The sequence below is a fragment of the Lysinibacillus sp. NPDC096212 genome, from assembly GCF_044763105.1.
Classification (GTDB): Bacteria; Bacillota; Bacilli; order Bacillales_A; family Planococcaceae; genus Lysinibacillus.
In genome coordinates this window covers 231,752-254,454 of sequence record NZ_JBIWFQ010000004.1, presented here as the reverse complement: position 1 = coordinate 254,454, position 22,703 = coordinate 231,752, and the positions used below count along the sequence as shown (strand labels likewise).

Here is a 22,703-nt window from a genome sequence, read left to right as displayed (position 1 = left end):
ACTAAACTGCACCATTAGTTCAATAAGAAAAAAGAGCTGCATATGCAACTCAGTGATCTTCAAGAAAAGCACTCCGTTAGTTTAATTTAGCTAGGTGTTTCAATTAATATTTTTTATATTATAAATCAATACCTACGTTTTTACTCGGGTTTGAAATTGTAGAGTTTTCCTTGTTCAATACATCACTCGTAATAATATTTATCGTATTAATTTCACTATATGGAACCTCTAAAGTGGGAATAAGAATATACCTCTCATCGACTACTTTATTTATAAAGGTTTGCGAATCAGATGTTTGATGGAATTGTAACTGTATCAACAGGGTGGAAAGCTATATCTTTATCGGTTGTATTTTCAACTTTATAAGATATATCAATTAAATTTAATTCATCATTGAGATCTTTACCATGTTTCTCTTTGATTTGTTTTACAGTAAACTCAGGTAAATTTGTCAATTGTACAAAATTGATGGATTCAATAGTAAATTTAATAGCACCCATATCATAGGTTTTGTCTACATTTTTTATATTAACTAATGTAGCTTTATTATAACCATTACCTAAAAATTTCCACTGCCCTACTTCTGTAAGTGGACCGTTTGTTGGTTCGCTATTTTTGACACTTAATTGGACCACCTCTGTCTTCCCTTTTTCTTCATTAAATTCCGTACTTTCATTCATCTGGTTAGTCGGTTTATCTACACGTGCATTTACTAAAGATATAGATGAGACAGCGATTAAAGTAGCAACGCCAAATACAGACCAACGATAAGAGTTTTTGAATTTTTTTATCATAAGGATCCTCCTTTTCAAAGTTTTTTTATTTCTACTTAGGTTTGCTAAACTTGGTATTTGATAAAAATTTGAGTAGTGTTCTAAAAGGCTAATAATAGTATGACCGTATGCAAGTTGCTCCTCTGAATTTATATATGTAAGAGCTAATGAATCACAGGCTAATTCCTGATCTTCTCTCATACATGAGTAGGCATACCAAAGAATAGGATTAAACCAATTTAGAATGAGTAAGCCATACATAAGCCAATTCACCCCAACATCTCTTCGTTTGATGTGGGCTAATTCGTGATGAAAAATGTATCGTAGCTGTTGCTCATTTAATATTTCCGAGTGTACACCTGACAATAACACCTTTGGCCTAATAAATCCGACTACAGTTGGACTTGAAATATTTCCAGCAAAAAAAAGTGGGATTTCCTGTTGAACAGACATAGATTTTTTACAATTCTCTGATCTGTAATCATAGGCTGTTTTTTTATGAAGTGAAGTAAACGCCTATTTATAATGATAGTAGTAAAGCCCAAAATGATAACCCCAGTAAGCCAAATGTATATAAGGATTGTATAAAAAGAAAAAGTCTCATTGTTTTGGTTTGCAATATTGCGACTTTGTTTCTTATTTTCCTCAGCTACTTGGGTTGAACCAGTTGCAAAGGAATCTTCTTTAGTAACTAACTTTGAATAGTCTATATCTGTCAATTCTTTCATATGTTCTTTTGAAGAAGAAACAGTTGTAACAGCAGTCCCATTACTGTATGAAAAGATAGAATAAATACTGTAGGTACTATTCAAAGACCATGGCAATAAAAGTCTTACAATTAATATCATCCAAAGTAGATATTGCCCTCGTGGATTTAGCTGATTTCTAAACACAATTTTTACAAATAAGATTAGAACAACTAGAATACTTGCCATAATTGAGGTTTCTATCAACCAATTAAAAAAGTGAGGTAGATAGACGTTTATAAACATATCCATCATTATTAGCTTTCCTTCCTCTGATTTTCCTCAGTCTTCTCATCCAGAATACGTTTGAGTTCGTTAATATCTTCTGAAGACAACTTTTCTTCTTTTAAGAAATTCACAAGAAGAGGTTTAAATGCTGCGCCATAGAAACGTTTAAGTAATGATTCTGTTTCTACTTGAAGATACTTATCTTGAGACACTATAGGAAAATATGCATATATACGCCCTGTATCTTGATGGTAAGAAATAGCTTCTTTTTGGACTAATCGATTAATAAGTGTTCGAATTGTCTTCGGTTTCCAATCCGTTGTTGACTCTAATACTTTAATTACTTCATTTGCTGTTTGTGGGGATTTTGACCAAAGAACTTTCATAACTTCCAATTCAGCTTCGGAAATCTTAGGTAATTCTTTCATAATATAAAACTCACCCCCTTGTATTACAAATGTAATCCATATACAAATATTACATTCGTAATCAATAATTGTCAATCTTATTTTAATTTTCAAATAGATGCTCACAATACGCTCATGCTTTCCGTCGCCTTCTTTCCCAGCCATCTGTCTGCTCGGGCTTTCCTGCTTCGCCTTTTCTATCCATCGGTTTACTCAGATTTTCCGTCGCTTCGCCCTGTTCGGCCTATCCTCACCTTGCCATATCTATCCGTCGAGCCTACTTATTAATCAAACAAAAAAAGGAATGCACGCAATTTGTGCATTCCTCCCACTATGTTAGAAAAATAAACTTAATATGAAATAAATAGCTGCCGCCATGACTGCGGAAATTGGCATGGTGATTACCCATGTTGTCACGATTTTTCGTGCCATGCCCCATTTAACACCTCTTACACGGTGTGCTGTTCCTACTCCCATGATAGATGAAGAAATAACATGTGTTGTAGATACTGGTAAATGGATTAATGTCGCACCGAAGATGATGGATGCAGAAGCAAGGTCTGCTGCTACCCCGTTTACTGGACGGATTTTCATAATCTTGCCGCCGACTGTTTTGATGATTTTATAACCACCTACAGAAGTACCAAGACCCATCGCACAGGCTGCTGCAAAACGTACCCAGAAAGGAATATCGTCTGTGTGATGCAAGCCTCCCGCAATTAAAGCGAGCGTAATAATCCCCATCGCCTTTTGTGCATCGTTTGTACCGTGTGTAAATGATTGTAAAGCAGCTGTACCAATTTGCATTGTCCGGAAGCCTTTATTCGTTCGATATAAATTCATATCCTTAAATAACACTTTAAATAAAGACATCATTAAGAAACCAGCTGCAAACGCAAGTAATGGTGAGAAAATAAGCGCCTGAAGAATTTTTATAAAGCCACTATAGTTCAAAACATTAAAGCCAGCTGCCGCAATGGCAGCACCAGCCACAGAACCGATCAATGTATGCGATGAACTAGACGGAATTCCAAAGTACCACGTTACTAAATTCCATGTGATCGCTGATAATAATGCCGCTAAAATAACGACAGAACCTGTAGTATCTCCATTAAAAGCATTTAAGCTGAATGGGTCAACAATATCCTTTGTTAATGCTTTTGCTACCCCAACGAATGTAATAGCTCCAATGAAGTTCATAATTGCAGCCATATATATTGCGGTACGTGGCTTTAATGCCCTTGTTGATACCGAAGTTGCGATCGCATTGGCCGTATCATGGAAGCCGTTAATAAAATCGAAAACAAGTGCAAATAAAACGACTAATATTGTTATCAGTAATATCGTATCCATTTCTTACACTCCATCTTACGCGTTACGCATAATTATTGTTTCAATTGTATTTGCTACAGTTTGACAGTAGTCTGCAATATCTTCAAATTGTTCGTAAATACTCTTGAAGACGATGATGCGCATCGGATCTTTTTCTTGAATAAATAATTGCTTCATAGACGAGCGGAAAATTTCATCACATTCACGCTCATAGTCTTTAATTTGAATAGCATGTTTACGCATTTCAACAAGCTTTTTACTATTTAATAGCTCCATTGCTTGGACCATTTCGTCTGTACTTTTCGCAATATATGTTAAGAATTGGCGCATCGGGTCTGTAACTTCTGTTAAATTGTACATATCAAAATGAGCAATACAGCCTTCCATTCCATCAATAACATCATCTAATTTATTGGCAAGTGATAAAATATCTTCACGCTCGATAGGTGTCATAAATGATTTATTTAGCATAACGATAAGCTCGTGAATCAATTTATCTCCACTTGTTTCATATCGCTTCATTGTGTCTGCGATTTCTTTTAGTGAATCTATATTTTCAATACGTGCGTTATGAGCGTAATAAATACCTTCTTTCACGTTTTTAGAAATGTTTAACAATGCCTTAAAAAATGGATCTTGCTTGTTTGAGTTGAACATCATGTTCCTCCTGTTGAATGAATATTGACGATTTCTGCAATCATCATAACAAAACTTTCACATAGTTCTACAGATTTTTAAAGATAAAATAGTTGAATTTACAAAAATGTAATATAAAATTCGCCACAATTATTTTTAGGTACTTTTCCAAGTTGAAAACGTTGGAAACTCGATAACAAAATTTATCGATTTTTCTTTAAATATTACCGTTTTTTCTTTCATTTTTATAAAAATACTTGAAAAAACAATTTTTTCTTCAATTTTTTCATCGTTTTCAATGTTAAGGAATTGTAAACGATATTTACATTCCTCCATTGTCATTTATTACAATTCGCAGTACTGTTATAAGAAAAGTTTATCTTACAAATAAGGATGTGGGTATCACATATGGACATCGATTTACTATCACTTGTAATCCTTTTAGTACTTGGCTTTATCGCATCCTTTTTAAATGCGATTGTCGGTGGCGGAGGATTAATTTCGTTACCTGCGCTTTTAGCTGTTGGTTTACCCCCAAGTACAGCAATTGCCACAAACAAACTCGCCAATACAATTAGCAATGGGACTAGCATGTTAACTTTTTTACGAGCTGGCAAGGTTGATGTGAAAAAGAATAAGAAAATAATGCCTTTTATTTTTATTGGTTCATTCATTGGTGCATATACTGTGCATCTCGTATCGCCAGCTATTTTAAAGCCTCTAATGCTTGTTATGCTCGTACTAGTTACAGCTTATACGGTTTTCAAAAAAGATTGGGGTCAGAAACCTGAAGAGCAGACATTAAGTACTGTTAAAAAAATTGCCTTTGTTGGCGCTTTTGCTGCTGTTGGCTTTTACGATGGTTTCTTCGGACCTGGCACTGGTTCTTTTTTTATTTTCCTTTTACTAATGATGGGAAATGATTTCTTGCAGGCCGCGGGTAATGCAAAAGCCTTTAATTTCACGTCGAACTTAGCCGCGCTTGCTATGTTTTTACTATTAGGCAAGGTTAATTTTTTATACGGTTTACCTATGGGCTTCGTCATGATTTTCGGTGCGATAATGGGTTCAAAATTTGCGCTAAAACGTGGGACAAAAATGATGCGTATTATTTTTATCATCATGACTTGTACATTAATTGTCAAAAATGCATGGGATTATTTCAGTATTCATTAAGGTGGATCATTATCATAACGTGTGGTTGATTTCCGTTCCAACTGGGCGCTTTGTTGCTGACGCTTCGCTTTCGCACAGAGCAAAGCTTCCTGGGGGCGTCCGATGAGCCGCTTCGCTTGGCTGCAGGGTCTCATCTGTGACGCTAATCCCCAAGGAGTCGCCCAGTCTCCACTCCAATCAACTAATATACAAGGCATACGTTTTAATGAATGTCATCCACAACTTTTGGTGATGAGCCATTAAGGTCCAGTTTTAAAAAATCACCAAGGAGAAATACTATCGATTTCATCGGCGAAATTTATCAGCCAATTGACAAAATTTATTAGCGTGCTATAATTCTTTTAGGCTTCACCGCGTTGAAGCGAAGAAGTAACTAGTAGGAGGATTAGCATGTTTCGAATAGAAGCTAAGAGTAACCCTCGATTTATTGAGGCAAGCTTTATAATTATATTAATAATTGCCACGATGGCAGTCAGTATTGGGTATTTAAAAGCAACACCCCATATACCTATTTTTCTTGTCATTTCACTTTTAATTGCCTATGGATTACTAAAAAAAGTTCCTTTTCGTGAGCTTGAAACTGGTATGATTGCTGGTGCAAGTGCTGGACTTGGGGCAGTTTTTATTTTCTTCTTTATTGGCATTTTAATTTCGAGTTGGATTATGGGTGGCACGATTCCAACACTTATCTACTACGGCTTTTTAACAGTTACACCAAGCTTTTTCTTTGCAATCGTATTTTTGATTTGTAGTATCGTTGGTGTTTCTGTTGGTAGTTCTTTAACTACTGTAGCAACTGTAGGCGTTGCCTTTATGGGAATTGCCGGTGCAATGGACATCTCTTTAGCGATAACAGCTGGTGCGATTGTTTCAGGAGCTTTCTTTGGCGATAAAATGTCTCCGTTATCGGATACAACCAATCTTGCATCTGGTACGGTTGGCGTCGATCTTTTCGAGCATATTAAAAATATGGGTTGGACAACGATTCCAGCATTCGCAATCTCATTCGTTCTTTATGCAATATTATCGCCAACAGAAGCAAATACTTCATTTGAAACAGTTGAGCAATTTAAAGATGGATTACTGTCAACTGGTCTTATTCATTGGTATACATTATTGCCAATTGTTGTTCTTGTTATTATGACTTTTTATAAAGCGCCTGCACTTATCACACTCGCAGTCGTCTCAATTCTTGGTGTTGGACTTGCCTACATACAAGAACCGATTGCACTCTCAAATGTCTTTAAAATGCTTTTTGAAGGCTATGTATCTACTACGGAGAATAAAGACGTGGATGCATTACTGAGTCGTGGTGGTATGAACAGTATGCTATCTACAATTGCCTTAGTCTTATTAGCATTAACAATGGGTGGTCTATTATTTACGCTCGGCATTATTCAAAGTATTTTAGCGAAGGTAGAGAGCCTCTTTAAAAGTGCTGGCTCTGTCATTACAGGAGCTGCTATTACGGGGATTGGTGTTAACACATTAATTGGTGAGCAGTATTTATCTATCCTACTTACTGGTGAAGCTTTTAAAGCACAATTTGAGAAGGTTGGACTTGCCCCTAAAAATTTATCCCGTGTTATGGAGGACGCAGGTACTGTAGTCAATCCTCTTGTTCCGTGGAGTGTTTGTGGTATTTTCATAGCTAGTGTACTAGATATTCCAACAACAACTTATCTGCCATTTACCTTCTTCTGTCTACTCGGACCAATTTTGACGATTATCTTTGGTTGGAGCGGTAAAACATTAACAAAGCTTGAAAAATAAGATTGGTAGCTGATGAATTCGTCAGCTACCTTTTTTCTATCTCCCTCTATAATTTTGACTTTAAATGGATATTTAACGACTTTATGTGTTTTATCTTACTTTCTTCTGCTATGCTAAAAATAATAACTGGTTTTATTCGAGGGGGTATAGAATTGACACCAGCTGAATCAATTTATTTTAGCGTGATTGCTCTTGCTCTATTAATCATTATTTTACTAATCGCTTTCATTTTTAGAAAACGAAAAAAATGCGTATTAGCTATTATTATTCTACTGATTATCAGTTATATAAGCTATATTGTTTACTATCCTACTTTAAAAATCAAAACTCATGCAGAAAGGTATATTCAATTAGAAGCTTATTTGAACCAAACACATCCTAATCAACAATTTTCGGTAACGCCTGAGCATTTTGAGCCTGGCTATACAGTTGGTCAGTTTAGTGTGCATGCAATGGAAACACCTCAAATTGGCGTCAATCTTAGAGTTGATAAACACGGAAAAGTTACGCAAGTCTCTACATGGACAAAAGAGGAATACCCTACACAAGAGAATCTATGGAAGGTGATCGAATTACACTTTTTTGAAGAATATACACTCGATAAAAATATACCTCTCATTACAAAAAAAGATTTTTGGTTTAACGGAGATGGATTAACTGTTTTTGCTTTAGAAGTCGATGATTCACCAACCATTGCTGTTTTTACATATAGTACAGCTGGATACAGTTTACAACATTTTGTCGAAGGTAAAGCTGGTGAAATGATTTCTATTGAAACTGAGAATTTTGTCTTCGCTTATATGGATGAAAAGTATACAGGCGAAGCAGCAACAATTACTACAAAGTCTGGGGAACAATATGAATTAAATCCAGATAATCAAAAAATGAAATTAACTGTTATTCATATTGCTAAATAACCTTTCTTTACTTTAACTACAAGATATAAGAACCTCAATTAAAACATAAAATAACAAAAGAGTATGTTTTGAAATAATTTTTCAAAACATACTCTAATTTTTGCCCTGCTGACTATTTAATTATATTGTTACCTTTTGTCTCATCAAGTCTCTTAGTCATTTTTCCCATTGTCCTTTGATGATAAAAAGTCTTCTAATGCTTGTTTGTTCTTATCAAAGTCAATATCCAAAACGTCACCTACATCGACACGTTTGTCTTCATAAGCATCTGCAACAGGAATTCGTAAAGTGTCAATACCTTTAGATTTTCCATTTACAATCCCTTTTGCAATTGTAAGGATCGTTTTATTATCTACATTTGTATCAATGTAGGAATCTGCAACGCCAAGTATTTTTGGCAAATTCATTAAGCTTGAAACACCGATTTGTTCTTTCACCTTACCTAAAACCTCTTGCTGGCGTTCCACTCGCCCAAAATCACTTAAACGATCATGGCGGAATCGTACATAACCTAATAACTCGTTACCATGTAAAACTTGTTCCCCAGGATGTAATGTCATACCAATTCCATGAGACATTTCATAAGGAATATCAACCTCTATCCCATCAGGTGCTAAAAGATCTATAATTTTAGGGAATCCTTTAAAATCCACGAGAGCGTAGTAATTTACATCAATATCAAAATTTTGCTTAATTGTTTTCCTTACAAGTTCAGGACCTCCTAAAGCAAAAGCAGCATTTATTTTATTCATTCCGTAATCTGGGATGTCGACATACGTATCCCTCATAATCGAAACAAGTTTGACATCATTTGTCGTTTGATCATAGTGTGCAATCATTAAACTATCCGATCTACCATCCTCATCTCTAGCGTCACTGCCTATTAATAGCACATTAATCTGACCAAATTGCACATCCGCACCTTCAAATGGATCAAACGCCTTTTCGTTATCGTTTATATGACTGTCGTCTGCCATAGCCAATCCACTATTGTATTGGTAAACCCCATAAATAATCCCTGCTACGATTACTAATGCGAATGCTAAGAACAAATTCCTTAGCCATTTACGGCTCTTTTTGCTTCTTCTCATAAATCAATCCACCTATCATTTCAATTATGCCACGGTATCATTGCGTCCGGAGGCTTTTACTTCTTTCAGCGGATGTTTGCGCACGCTAAAAGAAGTTAAAATCTAAGTTATTCTATTTAGTAACGCCTTTGTAGTAAGCTGTACAGCTATTGCATCATCTAAATAACCAATAGGAAATAAATAATCCGGTATTACATCTACTGGAATAATAAAATATAATAATGTACTTCCAATTAAAGTTAGTTCAAAAAGTGTTCCTTTCCCCGATGTGAATTTTCCATATAACTCTTTTAATTGGTTTATAAAAGGGCCAATGCTTCCTACACTCTTAATTTTTTCGTCAAAATCCTTAAGAATCGTATTTTTACCTTCTTCTGTTTGCGCATATAATCCATAGCTTTCAAGTTTCTGTTCAACATTGGACACCGAAAATTCATTATCGTAAACATTTGAAGACTTAAGAAGAGCTTGTATTGCATCAACAGACGTATGAATATCATCTGAATCTGACTCTTCTTGTTTCTGTTCAATCGGGTATCCTGCTGCTTCAAAAAGATTGATTAAAGGAACTTCAAGGCAGTCAGCAAATTTTTCTAAATGTTGTGGTGTCGCTTTTCTCTTATCATTTATTATCCGTGAGATCGTAGCTGTATCGATTCCAGTGAGTTCACTAAACTTCCGCATAGATAATGAACGTTCTTTCAATAACTGTCTCAGTAATAAACCTAGAGTATTACTGTTACTCTGTTCAGCCATTTTCGATTCTCCCTTCTTACGGTGACTAACGTGACTTAAAGCAGTCGTCTAATAAATCAATTATACCTCGGCATAATTCCGTGACATCCACCGGAGGCTTTGTAAATAAATGCCACAGGACGTGGCGTTTTTAGAACTGAGTTCCTCTATTTCAGCGGATGTCTTTTGTACCAAAAGCGTAGCGACAAGTACAAATGTTTGAACACCCTCTGAAATATGTTAAATTATCATTCTCAAGAAGTGTATAATTACGTTGACATTTTGTCAACACATAAACCATTTAAGTCTCGACACATAATTGCGTCCACTAAAGAAGTTAAAAGAATGCTGCAAAAGCAATTATTAACAACATTACTCCACTAATAATTGTTCCAAATTGACCTACAGTAAATGTGCCAATCCGAACATCTGCTACTTTACTTCCTAAACTGACACCTAACCAAACAGTAATAAAACTCCCAATTGCAGCAAGTATCGAGATGACAAGCGGCGAAAGACCGAGTAAACCTGCACCTACCCCATTCGTAAGTGCATTCGCCGATAAGGCAATACCGAGAAGTACAGCTTCTCCCCATCCAATTTCCCCAGACTTATTGAAATGAGCTTCCTCGGGATTTCTTAAAATACCTTGAACATTATTGGACTGCATTTCATTGTTACTATCCACTATTGAAGTCTCTTGTTTCCGCGGTTTAGCCAACAGAATTATCCGAATTCCGATGATAAATAATAATAACGCTCCAATGATCACAGGAAGCATACCTGGAAGAATTTTTGACATCCATACACCAAATGAAATGCCTCCCATACTCATAAGAAAACAAATAACCGAGATTAAAATATTTTTATCAAATCTAACATTTATCTTACGAATTCCGTAAGAAAGACCGACACCCAAATTGTCAATGCTGGAAGAAAAAGTAAAAGCCAAAATGATTAACCAATTCACCGTACCACATCCCTTATTTTTTTATATCATATTACTCGTATTGACAAATGGTGCCTATTTATCCGAAAAACGTTGACAAAAAAACAACATTATCTTAGTAACACAATAAAGTGTGCGAATTAATAAAAAATATTGGCTATCAGCATAGCGTGAGGTTGATTACATTCTGGTTGGAGCTTTCAATGAACTAATTGAGTTAACGAGTATTAGTCAGAAGGCGGTATCGTATTATTACAGCGTTAATCCCTCTTATATTCCAATGTGGAATCAAAACTGATCATTTTACGCATTTCTGTTCAATTAAACTCTCTGGTAAGCTCAAAGAAAGGAGATGAGAGACAATGACAACAAAATGGAATGCCAATTTGTATGATCAAAAGCATGACTTTGTTTCAAAATTTGGAGGGAGCTTAGTGGATTTACTTGCACCACAAAAAAATGAAGGAATTTTAGATGTGGGTTGTGGCACAGGTGATTTAGCCCTTGAAATTGCAGCTCTTGGTGCCAATGTTCAAGGGATAGATGCTTCCCATGACATGATTATCCCTGCACAGCAAAAATACCCAAACATTACTTTTCACACAATGGATGCTACCGCACTTCAGATGACAAATCAATTCGATGCAGTCTTTTCAAATGCTGCATTACATTGGATGAAACAGCCGAATGAAGTCATTCAAAATATTTACAATGCACTAAAACAAGGTGGGCGTTTCGTCGCTGAAATGGGTGGACACGGTAATATTGCTTCTATTGTTTGGGCACTGCAAAAAAGTATGGAGGAATTAAAATTTTCTTATATCGAGGATTATTTCCCATGGTATTTTCCAACTTTAGAAGAATATCAGGCGAAGTTGGAAGGCGCTGGATTTACAGTTGAAATGATTACGCTATATGAGCGCCCAACACCCCTTCAAGGCGAGGATGGGTTACGTAATTGGCTAGTGATGTTCAGTAATAATATGCTAAAACATTTATCAGAAACTGAAAAAGAACAGATTTATGAGAAATGTGAAGAATTATTAAAGCCAAAATTTTATCAGGATCATCAATGGGTTGCTGATTATTGCAGATTACGCTTTGTTGCAATAAAAAAATAACAGCCATTTCACAAATGAAATCACAGAAAGCTTCGATGAGTAACGAAGCACGTAAAAACGCTTGGAAATATTTAAATAGACTAAACTAATAAGAGGATATTATGTTCAATATATGAGCATATATTCTCTTTTCTTATGCATATCATAATTGTTAATTAGATGTTGAGAATATCGTATAATATGTTTATAATGTATAGGAACGTTTGTTTGTTTTCGTGGAGGGTGTAGCCCATAGCGGGAGGCGTAGTGAGGTCTTTAGACCGAGCGTTAATATCTTTTAGGAGGAGTGTACTATGAGGGTGCAAGAAGTTCTTATTGAGGCTAATATTAAAAGATACATATTACTGAATCAAGAAGGGTTCCCTGTAATGCCAGTTATGAAATATATAAAGTATTTAGATAAGACAGGAAAAAGCCCTAATACTCAAAAAACATATTGCTATTCCTTAAAACATTTTTATACCTACTTAGAAGAAAAGGAGAAAGATTATAAGTTTATTAGATTAGAGGATTTAGTTGATTTTGTGGGATGGTTAAGAAGCCCTTATCAGAGTTCAAACGTTACTCCCTTCCAACAAGAGAAAGCAAAGCGAACAGAAAAGACAATTAACCTTACAATTACAGTTATAGCAAACTTCTATGACTACCTTTATCGAAACGAAGAAGTCCAAAATGACATAATGGAAAAACTGATGAAGCAAGTGTTTACAGGAGGACACTCACGTTACAAAAGTTTCTTACATCATGTAAATAAAGACAAGCCTTCAATCAGTAACATACTAAAATTAAAAGAACCGCGTAATAAGGTAAAAACATTAACGAAAGAACAAGTGCAACAAGTATTAGAAGAAACTACTAATATTCGAGATAGATTCTTAATTCAACTGTTATTTGAAACGGGACTGCGTATTGGAGAAGCTCTTGCTCTTTTCATGGAGGATTTTGTTTTTGACCATGGAAAGGGGCATCGGATTCGTTTAATAGAACGTGGGGAATTAGAAAACGGTGCGATGTTGAAATCTGGGGAAAGAGAAATTTATGTATCACAGTCCTTAATGGATTTATATGACGATTATTTGTATGAAGTTCTTGATGAATTAGAATTGGACACAAATTTTGTTTTTGTAAAACTACGAGGAAAAAATGTAGGGAAACCAATGGAATATTGGAACGTAGAATCTTTATTTAAGCGTTTGAAAAAGAAAACAGGGATAAACCTACACCCTCACCTATTTCGCCACACACACGCTACAATCTACTATCAGAAAACAAAGGATATTAAACAAGTACAAGAACGATTAGGTCACTCTCAAATTCAAACAACAATGAACCTGTACCTACATCCTTCGAATGAAGATATTCGAGAAGATTGGAATAAAGCACAATCTGAATTTAACCTAAAGAGAAATGACTGAAAGGAGTAACAGATGAAACAAATCAAGAATGTTCAGGTAGAAGCAATAGGCTTCCACGAAGGATTACAAAGAGCACTATCAACTTATCCTGAAAAGACTGTTCAAAAAGATGGTTCTGTTTCTATTGAACAGGTAAAAAATTCATATTTCTTAATCAATGACAAATGGAATATTAACGTTATAAGTGAAATTAAGCAGTTCGAAGAACTGGTATCGAACTATAACTATTCAAATAAAAATATTCAATTTCAATTCGATAACCCTTCTATCAATTTAGAAGTGAAATATGTCTATTATCAACAATTGTTTAATGATTTATGGACAATCAAAAGTATATTTATGAATCAAAGTCCATTAAAAAGAATTACGGAGTTCTTAAACGAAAAATATCCTAAACTATCATCTTTATTGGATTTAGACATTGATAAAGCAGAACGGGAATATTTGTTTTGGTTGAATGAAAAAGGAATGCCGACTCAAGCAACTGTAAAAGTAAAAAATAAAGAATATCTCAACAAGTCAGGTTTAGCAAATTTTTTAAGAAAAATTTATAAAACTTTTTTTCAATACACTGATACTCGAGAAGAATGGGAAAAAGATAGATGGGATGTTCGTATATTACACGATAAATACTGTATTGATTATAACAAAAGTAGAAATAATTACTATATTGACTTCTCGAACATAGACCAAAATATTCGTGAGCAAGTGAAAAAATATGTCAAACAGCGATTGATTAGTAAGAATAATTTTTCTTGGGGTTCAGCATTAAGCTACCTGTCTATTTTACCAAAGTTCTTTACGTGTATCTTTTCATTAGAACCAACGTGGAAGGATTTAAAACGAACACATATCGTAAAATACATTGAACATTTACATGAATACGCTATAAAGAATTTAAAACAACGTAACGCTCATCCTGAACGCCATGTAAATGAATCATTATCAACTTTGCAAAAATTCCTTGAAGATATTCAACGATATGAATATGAGATGGCTCCCGAAACCCATGTACGACTATTGATTTTTCCCGAAGATAAACCAAAAAGACGAAAAAAATCTATTGACCAAATTGATTTTATTCCCGACTTTGTATTAGAGCAATTATTCACTCACATCAATGATTTACATAAAGATGTTCAACCTGTAGTTTGGGTAGCATTTAAAACAGGACTTAGAATATCTGATGTATTAGGCTTAACTATTGATTGTTTAGTCAAACTCAATGAACAATATTCGATTGAAACAGATATTGAAAAAACTTATGTAAAAGGGCATCGAATTCCAATAGATGAACAGTTAGCAAATATTCTTGCCGTTCTTATTGATAAATCCAAAGAATTAAGTCATCAAGAGAATAATCCCGAAGGGTATATTTTTGTTCGCTATCGTGGTCAACGAAAAGGTAAACCATTTTCTCAAAAGTGGGTTCAAGACCAACTAAATATTTTAGCAAATCGAAAGAACATTACGGATGAAAATCGAGATTTATTCCATTTCAAAACTCACCAATTCCGTCACACCTATGGTGTAAAAATGTTAAATGGTGGTGCGGATATTCTAACGGTACAAGAGTTATTAGCTCATGCTTCACCCGAAATGACTTTACGATATGCCAAGCTATTAGATAATACGAAAAGAAAAGCGTTTGAATCCGTTATGAAACAAGGAGTTTTTAGTTTCAACTTAAACGGTGAAGTGCAAGAAATCAAAGCAGGAGAAGACATACCAAGGGACATCTTAGATGCCTTATGGCAGGACCATAAACTCAATGCGATGGACAACCCCTATGGGACGTGCCATGCTCGTTTGAATGGTAATTGCCCGCATATGGAAGCTCCTCCATGCCTCACTTGTGGTGACAATCAAACGCCATGTAAAGACTTAGCTGTTGGTTTTTCGGAGTTAGATAAGCAAAAATATGAGCTTCATATTAAAACAACATCAAAGGCAATTGAAATAGCAAAACAACGAGGGCGAGAAGATATTGCCGAGAAGAACGAAAAAAACTTACTACGTTATCAAAACATTTTAAACATCCTCCAAGAAGGAAATATCATCTTCGGTCGGCAAGAACGGATGAAAAGAAAGTTAGGTGTTCAAAATGACTGAATATGACCGTTCTGAACATTTGAAAGCTATTCATGCCAATCGTAAGGCTACTACCTCTCGGAAGATAGATGAAGCCATTAAAAGGCTCATAAGAGCCAATGAAAAAATAAACTTTAACAGCGTAGCCAGTGAAGCAGATGTATCTAAAGCAACACTGTATAATAACAAGGCCTTCCGTTCAAGAATTGAAACTTTACGAAATCAGCAATCACAAGTACCTACACCAAAACAAGTAAAACGAGAAATGAACGAGAGCAATAAGGATGCCCTCATTGCATCTCTAAAAAGAAAAAATCAAAAGTTGGAAGAGGAAAACAAGCAATTAAGGGAACAACTGAAAGTTGCTTATGCAGAAGTTTATAAGAAGTTATGAGGGAGAACGCTGTTTTTCCCCTCTATCTTCAACTAACGGTGCAGTTTAGTTGAAAAGTGTTGTTTAACTTGTTGTTCAACAATCGAGCAATTTTATTGAATAACATTCTTTTATGAAAGTTCCCAAAAAGCTTTGGGAACTTTCCTTACACAATATAGACAATTAAAGTCGGTATGCTGTCTTTCCTGCCAAGTAATCTATGATTTCGTTGTTTTTTATATTTAAAGTTTTTGGAAGTTCATTTCTTATTGAATTTAGACCAAATAAATAAAGGTTTTCTTTATCCTGATAATAATTAAATTGAACCTTTATTATTTTAGATGTTAGCCTTTTTATTAATTCCTCATAGAATTGAGATTCTATTATCTTATCTTCGGAACTCAAGTGAATAGTTCCACGTACTTCATTTTTTAAAATAAAGTGCAATTGCTGGGCTAAATGTACATCCGTCAAGAATGAACATTCTAAATTATGATAAGCTTGTATAGGCTCATTCTTTTTTAAGTTTTTTAGAAGTGAATTAAATCTTGGGGAATTCTTTCCCCAAATACCTGGGATTCTAACAATTATTGCACGTTCCTTTAACAAATCTTGAAGCATTATTTCACAATTAATCTTATATTGACCGTATTCAGATTTTGAAATAGGTTCATCTATTTCACTATGATGTCTTGATAAATCACCATCGAATACATTTGTCGTAGACAAAAAGTAAAGTAAACTACTTCTGTTTTTTAATTCGACAGCTAAAAGTCTATGAAACTCCAATAATTGTTCAAAATCACCGTGTAGGCACGAAATGACAATATCAGGTTCAATAGTATTTAGTATTCTCTTCAACACTTTACCATCTTGTATATTCATTTGAAACTGTTTATTATCAGGAAGATTTGTAGCAGATGTGAAGTATGTTCCATAAACTTCAAAATCATTTTCACACTTTTTTGCTAAAGCTTTTCCAACTAAACCACTCGCACCAATAATTAATAATTTCTTCAATCTTTTATCAACACTCCTTCTAAATTATTTAGTATATGTATTATAACTTGATTAGTTGGAATATTGAAAATTTTGTACATCGTATTAAATAATAATTTTTATTGTTATACATAAGGAACTAAGTCATCATCACAACACAAATCAACCATATAGATATCATCAAGTTCATTTAACATTTGTTTGACTAATTCCTTGCCAATACCTTTATTTTTATACTCTGGCAAAACTTCAAGGAACGGAATGTAAGCAGATAGAACTCCATCACTAATCGCTGTTATAAATCCAACTACTTGATTCGTATAATCATCTAAAGCAATGACCACCTTACTACTGTTTGTTAACAGCTTTAAGTGAGTTTTTGGATTAGGTGGATTCGGCCAATCTACAAAAAAGCCATTCAACATTTCAGAAGAAATTCCATCAAGAGAATTTTTGTATATCATCATATATCAGCTCCTAAATTTTCTTTAAATTTTTAGGTGGATGATATATCTCAAAAATAAAGTAGCAAAATTGCGACCTCCAAACATTTCTGGGATTACTATAAAATATTCGATTCAAATTCTATAAATCCTTCTTCAATGACTTTTACGTTAAATAACTTTGTAACTAATAATATTTCAAACTACATTAATGAAAAATTCGCCTTTTTTAGCTTTAATCTCGAGGTAATAGTTTACGTTCTTCTTTAATCCCTCCAATTTCTTGCTTTTCCCGGGCGAAATGTGAAATTCGTCTACTATAACTTGACCATTTGCATCTTTAATTCTTAGAAGTACTTCACCGTCATTATTTGCATCATTAACGATTTCCTTGTTCCAAAATATACTATCAAACTTAAAATACTCTTTATTGTCGAAATATACTGCATTCCACTCTTCCTTATCATCTGTTACATATACAGTTGTCATATTCTTTGGAAAAAAGAAATTATGCACAGCTCCCACTTCTTGAACAACAAAAGAGCCTATAATTGTAATAATAAAAGTAATCAAAATGGAAATTAAAACTTGAATACGACGCTTTTTATTTATTCTTTTAAATGGTGCTTTTGCGATTATAACTTCTTCTGGCAGAATATCATTTGTTGGCTGCTCCATCACTTCTAGATACAATCGACACTCTTCACAATGATGTAAATGTTCCTCGACAACTTTAGTAGTATCTTCACTACAAATTCCATCAATATATGAGGGTAATAAATCCTTTATAATATTACAATTCATCATGATCACCTCGGACCCTTTCTACTAATTTTAATTTAGCTCGATAATACGTTACCCTTGCCCAGTTCTCACTTTTATCGAATATCTCTCCAATTTCCTTAAAACTAAGATTGACGGAAGTTCTAAGTAAAAATATTTCACGATACGGTTCTTTTAATTGATGAATTTCTCTATGTAAGGAAATAAATGTAGTACGATTGGCAAGCTCTACGTCTGGTAATTCCGAATTAGATGGAACATCCAACCCCACTTCCAACATTTGTTCTACACTACTATGGCTATAACGTTTTTCCTTTTTTAAATGGTTATAGTATGTATGCTTTGCAATTTGGCATAACCAAACAGACATCTTACATTCACCATTGTATCGGTCAATTGACTTTACAGCTTGATAAAAAGTTTCTTGCGTTAGTTCCTCAGCTAAATCCACGTTAGTTGTTAAACAAATAAGAAACCGCTTTACTTCATCTGCATAAGATTTGTATATTTCACTTAAATCCTCCACTTTCCTCCCTCCTCTCTCTACTTTTAACGGTGGATACTTATATATAGATTTTAAAGAAGATTCGTTACAAAAATTTTTATTTTTTTAAATTAAATTTTTAATTTAAAATAAAAAACCCTTCACAATCATGATTTTACTCAAATTGTGAAGGTTATAAAAACATACTATCTATCATGAACGAGGTATTAAAATCACCAAAACACCAATTAAACAAATACCAGCTCCAACGAAATCCAAGTTGTCTGGTTTTTTCCCGTCGATTCCCCATCCCCATAAAATAGATAGGACGATAAAGACACCTCCATAGGCAGCGTAGACCCTTCCAAAGGTTGGGAAGGACTGAAAAGTAGCGACAACTCCATATAAAGCTAACACAATCCCGCCTATAATTCCCCAATAAAATGGTTTACCTTCTCTTAACCAAAGCCAAATTAAATAGCCGCCCCCTATCTCGCCAATTCCTGCGAGGATAAATAATAATGTTGCACTAATCATTTTTTTCACTCTTTCTGTATATGTTTCAGTATCTACTCTATTATACATAAAAGCACGTTACCATTAATAAAATCAAAAAATTCAGCTTACCTCCTGGGCAACCATAAGCAGAAGGTTGTTTTTTAACAGGAGATATGCGAGATATTGTAAGTTGTATATATCGCTATATTTACTAAACTCCCCTTTCTCCTGTTAGAAGGAGAATCGTAATAGCTGTCTGTGTTTTATGTATACCAACTTGGTTTTACATTACTAAAATACTGATGATCATCTAGGAAGATACTAATTTTATTTCGCATATTATCCATATCTTCTGGAATTGTTTTTAATGTCCATACAACTGTTGAAAATACACACATGGCTAAATATAGACTATACAAAGTCCAAAATTCATCATTTGGCTCTTCACCATTAAAATAACCTTTTATTTGACCAATGGAAAAAGGAACGCTAATATTTCGTGTGAAAATACCGATTTTCAAAAATTCATGAATCGGATCACCCCAATCATATCTCCCAAAATCAATAATTCCGTTTAATTTCCCTTCCTGTGCAATTAAATTACTTGGATGATAGTCATCATGTTGAAAGATATTAGGGCGATTTTCCATCAACAACATATGATTATCTATAAATTGTAGGATTTTTTCATCTTGATCAATTTTTATTGGGCATGCTAGATATGCCTCTACATATTTTTTATGCTTTAGACTTTTTCGTTCATACCATGATTCTATATGTTTAGGTGCTTGTATCTTATGTAGATTCAAAAGCTCTTGCCCTGCTTCAAAACCTAATTGATATTGCTCTTTTTCTGTTAATACTAACAATTCAGCTTCAACATCATTCCCATCAATATAAGTGGTTACTATATAACCTCGACCTTGAATTTTCCCAATCTCAATCGCTTTTATCGCTTTATTTGTATGAGTCTCAATTGTTTTTAATATTGCAAACTCCTTTTCTCTATCTTCAAATTGATTAATTGGAAAAAATCTTATCATATATTTTTCATCACTATTTTTAAGAGAAATGAAATACTTTTCATCTGAAGAAAACCCCTTATTAATTCTCTTCCACTCTCGATAATCTTTTAGCAAAGGTATCTCTTTCAATAATTGTTCAATCATGTATTCCCTCCTTTAGATAAAATATGGAATGCAACTCCAATTTCGATGTTTAAATGCTCTGTAGCGTTTAGGGGCAAAGGCGCTTCTTCCTCTTTAATACAATCCCCAGTATGTAATCGCATCTGCTACCCCTATAATAATCAGAATAACACCCGCTACAATTTGAATCACTCGTCCCATTTTCATGCTTGTACGCATAATGAATCTTTTTGCGTCAAAAAAATGAATAAGCCCCAGCATCACTAGTAGTGGTACAGAAGTTGCTATTCCAAAAATGGCCGGTAAAACTACCCCATACGAAGAGGTTACGACTGTTGGCATTAACCACACGAAAAATAGCACAAACATCGTAGGGCAAAAGGCTATTGAAAAACTAGCCCCCATCAGAAAGGAGCCCAATTTCCCCTCTTTTATAACTGCCGGAATGTACTTAGGAATTTGATTTAGAAATTTCAATTTTAAAATTCCAATTAGCACGAGCCCTGTTAGGAACATGATTGGACCAATTGCTTTGCGAAAAATAGGAAAATACTTAGTCATCTCAGTTTCAAAGGACTGACCGAAAAGCCAGGCGAAGAAACCTATTAAACTAAATACAACAACTTTCCCTAGAATAAAAAATACAATTTCTTGCCAATTATTTTTCGTTTGAAATGTCCGATTTCCATAAAAAGTGATTGCACTTATATTCCCCGTTAATTGACAAGGTGCTAAAGCGCCTATTAAACCAAGAAGAATCGCAACAATGAAAGGAGAATGTTCATAGGAGTTCAAAAATACTGTAATAGGGTCACTAATGAATTGGCTTATTTTGGACATTAAACTATACATCTAAAAACACCTTCTATTTTTTATTAAAGTACGATTACAGATTTAGTACCTCAAGTTATTTACTGTTTCTTTGTATATCAGATGACAAACTGTTTAAATTGCCTCAATATCCGCTCGTAAAAAAATAGCTTTTCACTACAAGAACATAAAAGAAAAATCCTGTATCAAAAAATTAACACAGGATTTTAATCAAAACACAAATAAGCATTAATCCACCTGAATTTGACCCATCATTCCATTATCCTCATGCTCTAAAATATGACAATGGAACATGTAGATGCCCTTATGTTTAAATTGTACAGCTATTTTTACTGTCTCATCTGGTTTTACGGAGATTGTGTCCTTCCATCCTTGTTCATTTTCAGGTGGCTTTTTCTCATCACGAGAGAGTACTTTAAATTGTGCTCCATGAATATGGAATGGATGAATCATGCCGCCCATCATATCCGGTTTATTATAAATTTCCCATACCTCAGTAACACCTTGTTTTTGGGTAAAATCAATTCTTTCCGGATCAAATTTCTTTCCGTTTATCGTGACCATGTCCATCATTCCAAAGAGTTCCACTTTTTTTGTAACAGGTAGATCTACTTCTTTACCTTCTAATGATAAATCATTTAATTTTTTAGGGAGCATACTCGTCTTTCCACTTTGATCAGTAACTACAAATGGTAAAAGGACAGAACCATCCTCATTTATTAAAGCTAGGTCTTTAACGTCCTTCATTTTTGAAAAGTCAACTACGATTTCTGCCCTTTCGGATGGCGTTAGTGTAATCTCTTTTAAAGAAACCGGTTCATTCAAGAGACCACCATCTGTTGCGATTTGAAAAAATGAATCCTCTGTATTCAATTTAAAGGTATAATTTCTCGCATTAGATCCATTTAATAAACGAAGGCGCACTTTCTCTTTGTTTACAGTCAATTTAGGATTGAGCGTTCCATTAATTAATAATGTATCTCCAATCGTTCCGTCTGTGTTCATTGTGGCGCTATAATTCAATTGCTTCTTATCATCAAATATTCTATCTTGGAAAATCAAAGGGAAATCGTTCTTTCCATAATCATTTGGCAATCCAAGACTTTTTGAATGATCATCTTCAATATAAACTAAGCCTGCAAGCCCGATATATACCTGTTCAGCCGTTTTTCCATGTGGATGGGGATGGAACCATAGCGTTGCTGCTTCCTGATTCACTTTAAATTCGAGAATTTTTTCTTCTCCAGGTTTCAGAATGCTTTGAGGCCCACCATCTTTTTCCCCTGACACTTCTAGTCCATGCCAATGAAAAGTTGTATTCTCATCAAGTTCATTGATAGTTCTAATCTTTACAGTTTCACCTTTTTCAAGACGAATCATCGGTCCGAGAAACGATCCGTTATACCCATAAGTATTTGTTTGAACACCATCGAATATTTCTGTTTTTCCTTTTTGTGCCCTAACTGTGTATACAACTTCATCCTTTTTATTACTTTTAAGTTCAGCAGGGACTTTTACTTCATTTACTCCTGTCGAATTGTTTAAACTTACGACATTGCTATGACTCTCATGGTCCTTCATCTTGTCATGATCCATGTCTTTCATATCTTTTGAAGAGTGTTCCATACCCTCCATCTTCATAGAGGAATGATCCATGTCCTTCATATCGTTACTTTTCCCTTGGCTACAAGCCCCAAGTATGCCCAAACTTGCAATAATACCTGCTGCTAATGCTATTTTCCTCATGTCAACCA

The 22,703-nt window shown here is 34.4% G+C and carries 21 protein-coding genes and 2 pseudogenes; 8 read left to right on the top strand and 15 right to left on the bottom strand.

Annotated features, from left to right (window positions below):
- Nucleotides 1-632: 632 nt before the first annotated feature.
- The 4 genes and pseudogenes from ACIQ7T_RS06150 to ACIQ7T_RS06135 all read right to left on the bottom strand — a co-directional run.
- Nucleotides 633-1,774, bottom strand: a pseudogene (locus ACIQ7T_RS06150) (M56 family metallopeptidase); the annotation flags it as partial.
- Between the two features lie 2 nt (nt 1,775-1,776).
- The gene (locus tag ACIQ7T_RS06145; protein ID WP_402869236.1) at nt 1,777-2,178 is read right to left on the bottom strand and encodes a BlaI/MecI/CopY family transcriptional regulator; all 402 of its coding nucleotides are present in this window, start codon (nt 2,176-2,178) and stop codon (nt 1,777-1,779) included.
- Between the two features lie 312 nt (nt 2,179-2,490).
- On the bottom strand, nt 2,491-3,507 hold the full coding sequence (locus ACIQ7T_RS06140) for an inorganic phosphate transporter (protein WP_370082330.1): 1,017 nt from the start codon (nt 3,505-3,507) through the stop codon (nt 2,491-2,493).
- A gap of 15 nt (nt 3,508-3,522) precedes the next feature.
- Nucleotides 3,523-4,143 carry a DUF47 domain-containing protein gene (locus tag ACIQ7T_RS06135; RefSeq protein ID WP_370082328.1) on the bottom strand — a complete coding sequence of 207 codons (621 nt, stop codon included), beginning with the start codon at nt 4,141-4,143 and terminating at the stop codon, nt 3,523-3,525.
- A gap of 387 nt (nt 4,144-4,530) precedes the next feature.
- Here ACIQ7T_RS06135 and ACIQ7T_RS06130 point away from each other — a divergent pair, with 387 nt between their 5' ends.
- From ACIQ7T_RS06130 to ACIQ7T_RS06115, 4 genes are all read left to right on the top strand, one after another.
- On the top strand, nt 4,531-5,298 hold the full coding sequence (locus tag ACIQ7T_RS06130; protein ID WP_370082326.1) for a sulfite exporter TauE/SafE family protein: 768 nt from the start codon (nt 4,531-4,533) through the stop codon (nt 5,296-5,298).
- 102 nt (nt 5,299-5,400) lie between these two features.
- Complete coding sequence (locus ACIQ7T_RS06125) at nt 5,401-5,541, top strand: hypothetical protein (RefSeq protein WP_402869170.1); 141 nt, start codon at nt 5,401-5,403, stop codon at nt 5,539-5,541.
- 147 nt (nt 5,542-5,688) lie between these two features.
- Nucleotides 5,689-7,071 (top strand): Na+/H+ antiporter NhaC, encoded by a 1,383-nt coding sequence (nhaC, locus tag ACIQ7T_RS06120; protein WP_370082324.1) that lies wholly within the window; start codon nt 5,689-5,691, stop codon nt 7,069-7,071.
- A 152-nt stretch (nt 7,072-7,223) separates the two neighbouring features.
- Nucleotides 7,224-7,988: a hypothetical protein gene (locus ACIQ7T_RS06115; protein WP_370082322.1), complete on the top strand. Its 765-nt coding sequence runs from the start codon at nt 7,224-7,226 to the stop codon at nt 7,986-7,988.
- A 152-nt stretch (nt 7,989-8,140) separates the two neighbouring features.
- On the opposite strand, the gene ACIQ7T_RS06110 is transcribed toward ACIQ7T_RS06115, so the two are convergent.
- From ACIQ7T_RS06110 to ytaF, 3 genes are all read right to left on the bottom strand, one after another.
- Nucleotides 8,141-9,079, bottom strand: a complete 939-nt coding sequence (locus ACIQ7T_RS06110) for an LCP family protein (protein ID WP_370082320.1) — start codon at nt 9,077-9,079, stop codon at nt 8,141-8,143.
- A gap of 102 nt (nt 9,080-9,181) precedes the next feature.
- Nucleotides 9,182-9,835, bottom strand: a complete 654-nt coding sequence (locus ACIQ7T_RS06105) for a DUF1232 domain-containing protein (protein WP_370082318.1) — start codon at nt 9,833-9,835, stop codon at nt 9,182-9,184.
- A 316-nt stretch (nt 9,836-10,151) separates the two neighbouring features.
- Nucleotides 10,152-10,784 (bottom strand): sporulation membrane protein YtaF, encoded by a 633-nt coding sequence (gene ytaF / locus ACIQ7T_RS06100; RefSeq protein WP_370082316.1) that lies wholly within the window; start codon nt 10,782-10,784, stop codon nt 10,152-10,154.
- Nucleotides 10,785-11,125: 341 nt separating this feature from the next.
- Between ytaF and ACIQ7T_RS06095 the strand changes: the two genes are divergently transcribed.
- From ACIQ7T_RS06095 to ACIQ7T_RS06080, 4 genes are all read left to right on the top strand, one after another.
- The gene (locus tag ACIQ7T_RS06095) at nt 11,126-11,884 is read left to right on the top strand and encodes a methyltransferase domain-containing protein (RefSeq protein ID WP_402869167.1); all 759 of its coding nucleotides are present in this window, start codon (nt 11,126-11,128) and stop codon (nt 11,882-11,884) included.
- A gap of 293 nt (nt 11,885-12,177) precedes the next feature.
- Nucleotides 12,178-13,299 carry a tyrosine-type recombinase/integrase gene (locus ACIQ7T_RS06090; protein ID WP_402869165.1) on the top strand — a complete coding sequence of 374 codons (1,122 nt, stop codon included), beginning with the start codon at nt 12,178-12,180 and terminating at the stop codon, nt 13,297-13,299.
- 12 nt (nt 13,300-13,311) lie between these two features.
- A complete protein-coding gene (locus tag ACIQ7T_RS06085) occupies nt 13,312-15,411 on the top strand; it encodes a tyrosine-type recombinase/integrase (protein ID WP_402869163.1) in 2,100 nt (699 codons plus the stop codon).
- Complete coding sequence (locus tag ACIQ7T_RS06080) at nt 15,404-15,784, top strand: DUF6262 family protein (protein ID WP_402869161.1); 381 nt, start codon at nt 15,404-15,406, stop codon at nt 15,782-15,784. Before ACIQ7T_RS06085 ends, ACIQ7T_RS06080 begins: the two co-directional genes overlap by 8 nt.
- Before the next feature lie 162 nt (nt 15,785-15,946).
- On the opposite strand, the gene ACIQ7T_RS06075 is transcribed toward ACIQ7T_RS06080, so the two are convergent.
- The 8 genes and pseudogenes from ACIQ7T_RS06075 to ACIQ7T_RS06040 all read right to left on the bottom strand — a co-directional run bounded on the left by ACIQ7T_RS06075 (nt 15,947) and on the right by ACIQ7T_RS06040 (nt 22,695).
- Nucleotides 15,947-16,783, bottom strand: coding sequence for a sugar nucleotide-binding protein (locus ACIQ7T_RS06075; RefSeq protein ID WP_402869159.1), 837 nt, complete (start codon nt 16,781-16,783; stop codon nt 15,947-15,949).
- 110 nt (nt 16,784-16,893) lie between these two features.
- Nucleotides 16,894-17,226, bottom strand: a pseudogene (locus tag ACIQ7T_RS06070) (GNAT family N-acetyltransferase); the annotation flags it as partial.
- A 177-nt stretch (nt 17,227-17,403) separates the two neighbouring features.
- Nucleotides 17,404-18,009 (bottom strand): zf-HC2 domain-containing protein, encoded by a 606-nt coding sequence (locus ACIQ7T_RS06065; protein WP_370082312.1) that lies wholly within the window; start codon nt 18,007-18,009, stop codon nt 17,404-17,406.
- Nucleotides 17,999-18,514, bottom strand: a complete 516-nt coding sequence (locus ACIQ7T_RS06060; RefSeq protein WP_370082310.1) for an RNA polymerase sigma factor — start codon at nt 18,512-18,514, stop codon at nt 17,999-18,001. The genes ACIQ7T_RS06065 and ACIQ7T_RS06060 overlap by 11 nt, the downstream gene beginning before the upstream one ends.
- Nucleotides 18,515-18,685: 171 nt before the next feature.
- Nucleotides 18,686-19,009: a YnfA family protein gene (locus ACIQ7T_RS06055; RefSeq protein ID WP_370082308.1), complete on the bottom strand. Its 324-nt coding sequence runs from the start codon at nt 19,007-19,009 to the stop codon at nt 18,686-18,688.
- 224 nt (nt 19,010-19,233) lie between these two features.
- Nucleotides 19,234-20,139 (bottom strand): aminoglycoside phosphotransferase family protein, encoded by a 906-nt coding sequence (locus tag ACIQ7T_RS06050; RefSeq protein WP_402869156.1) that lies wholly within the window; start codon nt 20,137-20,139, stop codon nt 19,234-19,236.
- 93 nt (nt 20,140-20,232) lie between these two features.
- A complete protein-coding gene (locus tag ACIQ7T_RS06045; RefSeq protein WP_402869154.1) occupies nt 20,233-20,970 on the bottom strand; it encodes an urease accessory protein UreH domain-containing protein in 738 nt (245 codons plus the stop codon).
- A gap of 207 nt (nt 20,971-21,177) precedes the next feature.
- Entirely contained in the window at nt 21,178-22,695 is a 1,518-nt protein-coding gene (locus ACIQ7T_RS06040) for a multicopper oxidase family protein (protein ID WP_402869152.1), read from the bottom strand.
- Nucleotides 22,696-22,703 lie beyond the last annotated feature (8 nt).

Bases quoted from the DNA above. Each gene is read 5' to 3' on its own strand.
- ACIQ7T_RS06140 (WP_370082330.1), bottom strand. From the start codon at position 3,507: ATGGATACGATATTACTGATAACAATATTAGTCGTTTTATTTGCACTT.
- ACIQ7T_RS06135 (WP_370082328.1), bottom strand. From the start codon at position 4,143: ATGTTCAACTCAAACAAGCAAGATCCATTTTTTAAGGCATTGTTAAAC.
- ACIQ7T_RS06130 (WP_370082326.1), top strand. From the start codon at position 4,531: ATGGACATCGATTTACTATCACTTGTAATCCTTTTAGTACTTGGCTTT.
- ACIQ7T_RS06125 (WP_402869170.1), top strand. From the start codon at position 5,401: ATGAGCCGCTTCGCTTGGCTGCAGGGTCTCATCTGTGACGCTAATCCC.
- nhaC (WP_370082324.1), top strand. From the start codon at position 5,689: ATGTTTCGAATAGAAGCTAAGAGTAACCCTCGATTTATTGAGGCAAGC.
- ACIQ7T_RS06110 (WP_370082320.1), bottom strand. From the start codon at position 9,079: ATGAGAAGAAGCAAAAAGAGCCGTAAATGGCTAAGGAATTTGTTCTTA.
- ACIQ7T_RS06105 (WP_370082318.1), bottom strand. From the start codon at position 9,835: ATGGCTGAACAGAGTAACAGTAATACTCTAGGTTTATTACTGAGACAG.
- ACIQ7T_RS06095 (WP_402869167.1), top strand. From the start codon at position 11,126: ATGACAACAAAATGGAATGCCAATTTGTATGATCAAAAGCATGACTTT.
- ACIQ7T_RS06090 (WP_402869165.1), top strand. From the start codon at position 12,178: ATGAGGGTGCAAGAAGTTCTTATTGAGGCTAATATTAAAAGATACATA.
- ACIQ7T_RS06085 (WP_402869163.1), top strand. From the start codon at position 13,312: ATGAAACAAATCAAGAATGTTCAGGTAGAAGCAATAGGCTTCCACGAA.
- ACIQ7T_RS06080 (WP_402869161.1), top strand. From the start codon at position 15,404: ATGACTGAATATGACCGTTCTGAACATTTGAAAGCTATTCATGCCAAT.
- ACIQ7T_RS06065 (WP_370082312.1), bottom strand. From the start codon at position 18,009: ATGAATTGTAATATTATAAAGGATTTATTACCCTCATATATTGATGGA.
- ACIQ7T_RS06055 (WP_370082308.1), bottom strand. From the start codon at position 19,009: ATGATTAGTGCAACATTATTATTTATCCTCGCAGGAATTGGCGAGATA.
- ACIQ7T_RS06050 (WP_402869156.1), bottom strand. From the start codon at position 20,139: ATGATTGAACAATTATTGAAAGAGATACCTTTGCTAAAAGATTATCGA.
- ACIQ7T_RS06045 (WP_402869154.1), bottom strand. From the start codon at position 20,970: ATGTATAGTTTAATGTCCAAAATAAGCCAATTCATTAGTGACCCTATT.
- ACIQ7T_RS06040 (WP_402869152.1), bottom strand. From the start codon at position 22,695: ATGAGGAAAATAGCATTAGCAGCAGGTATTATTGCAAGTTTGGGCATA.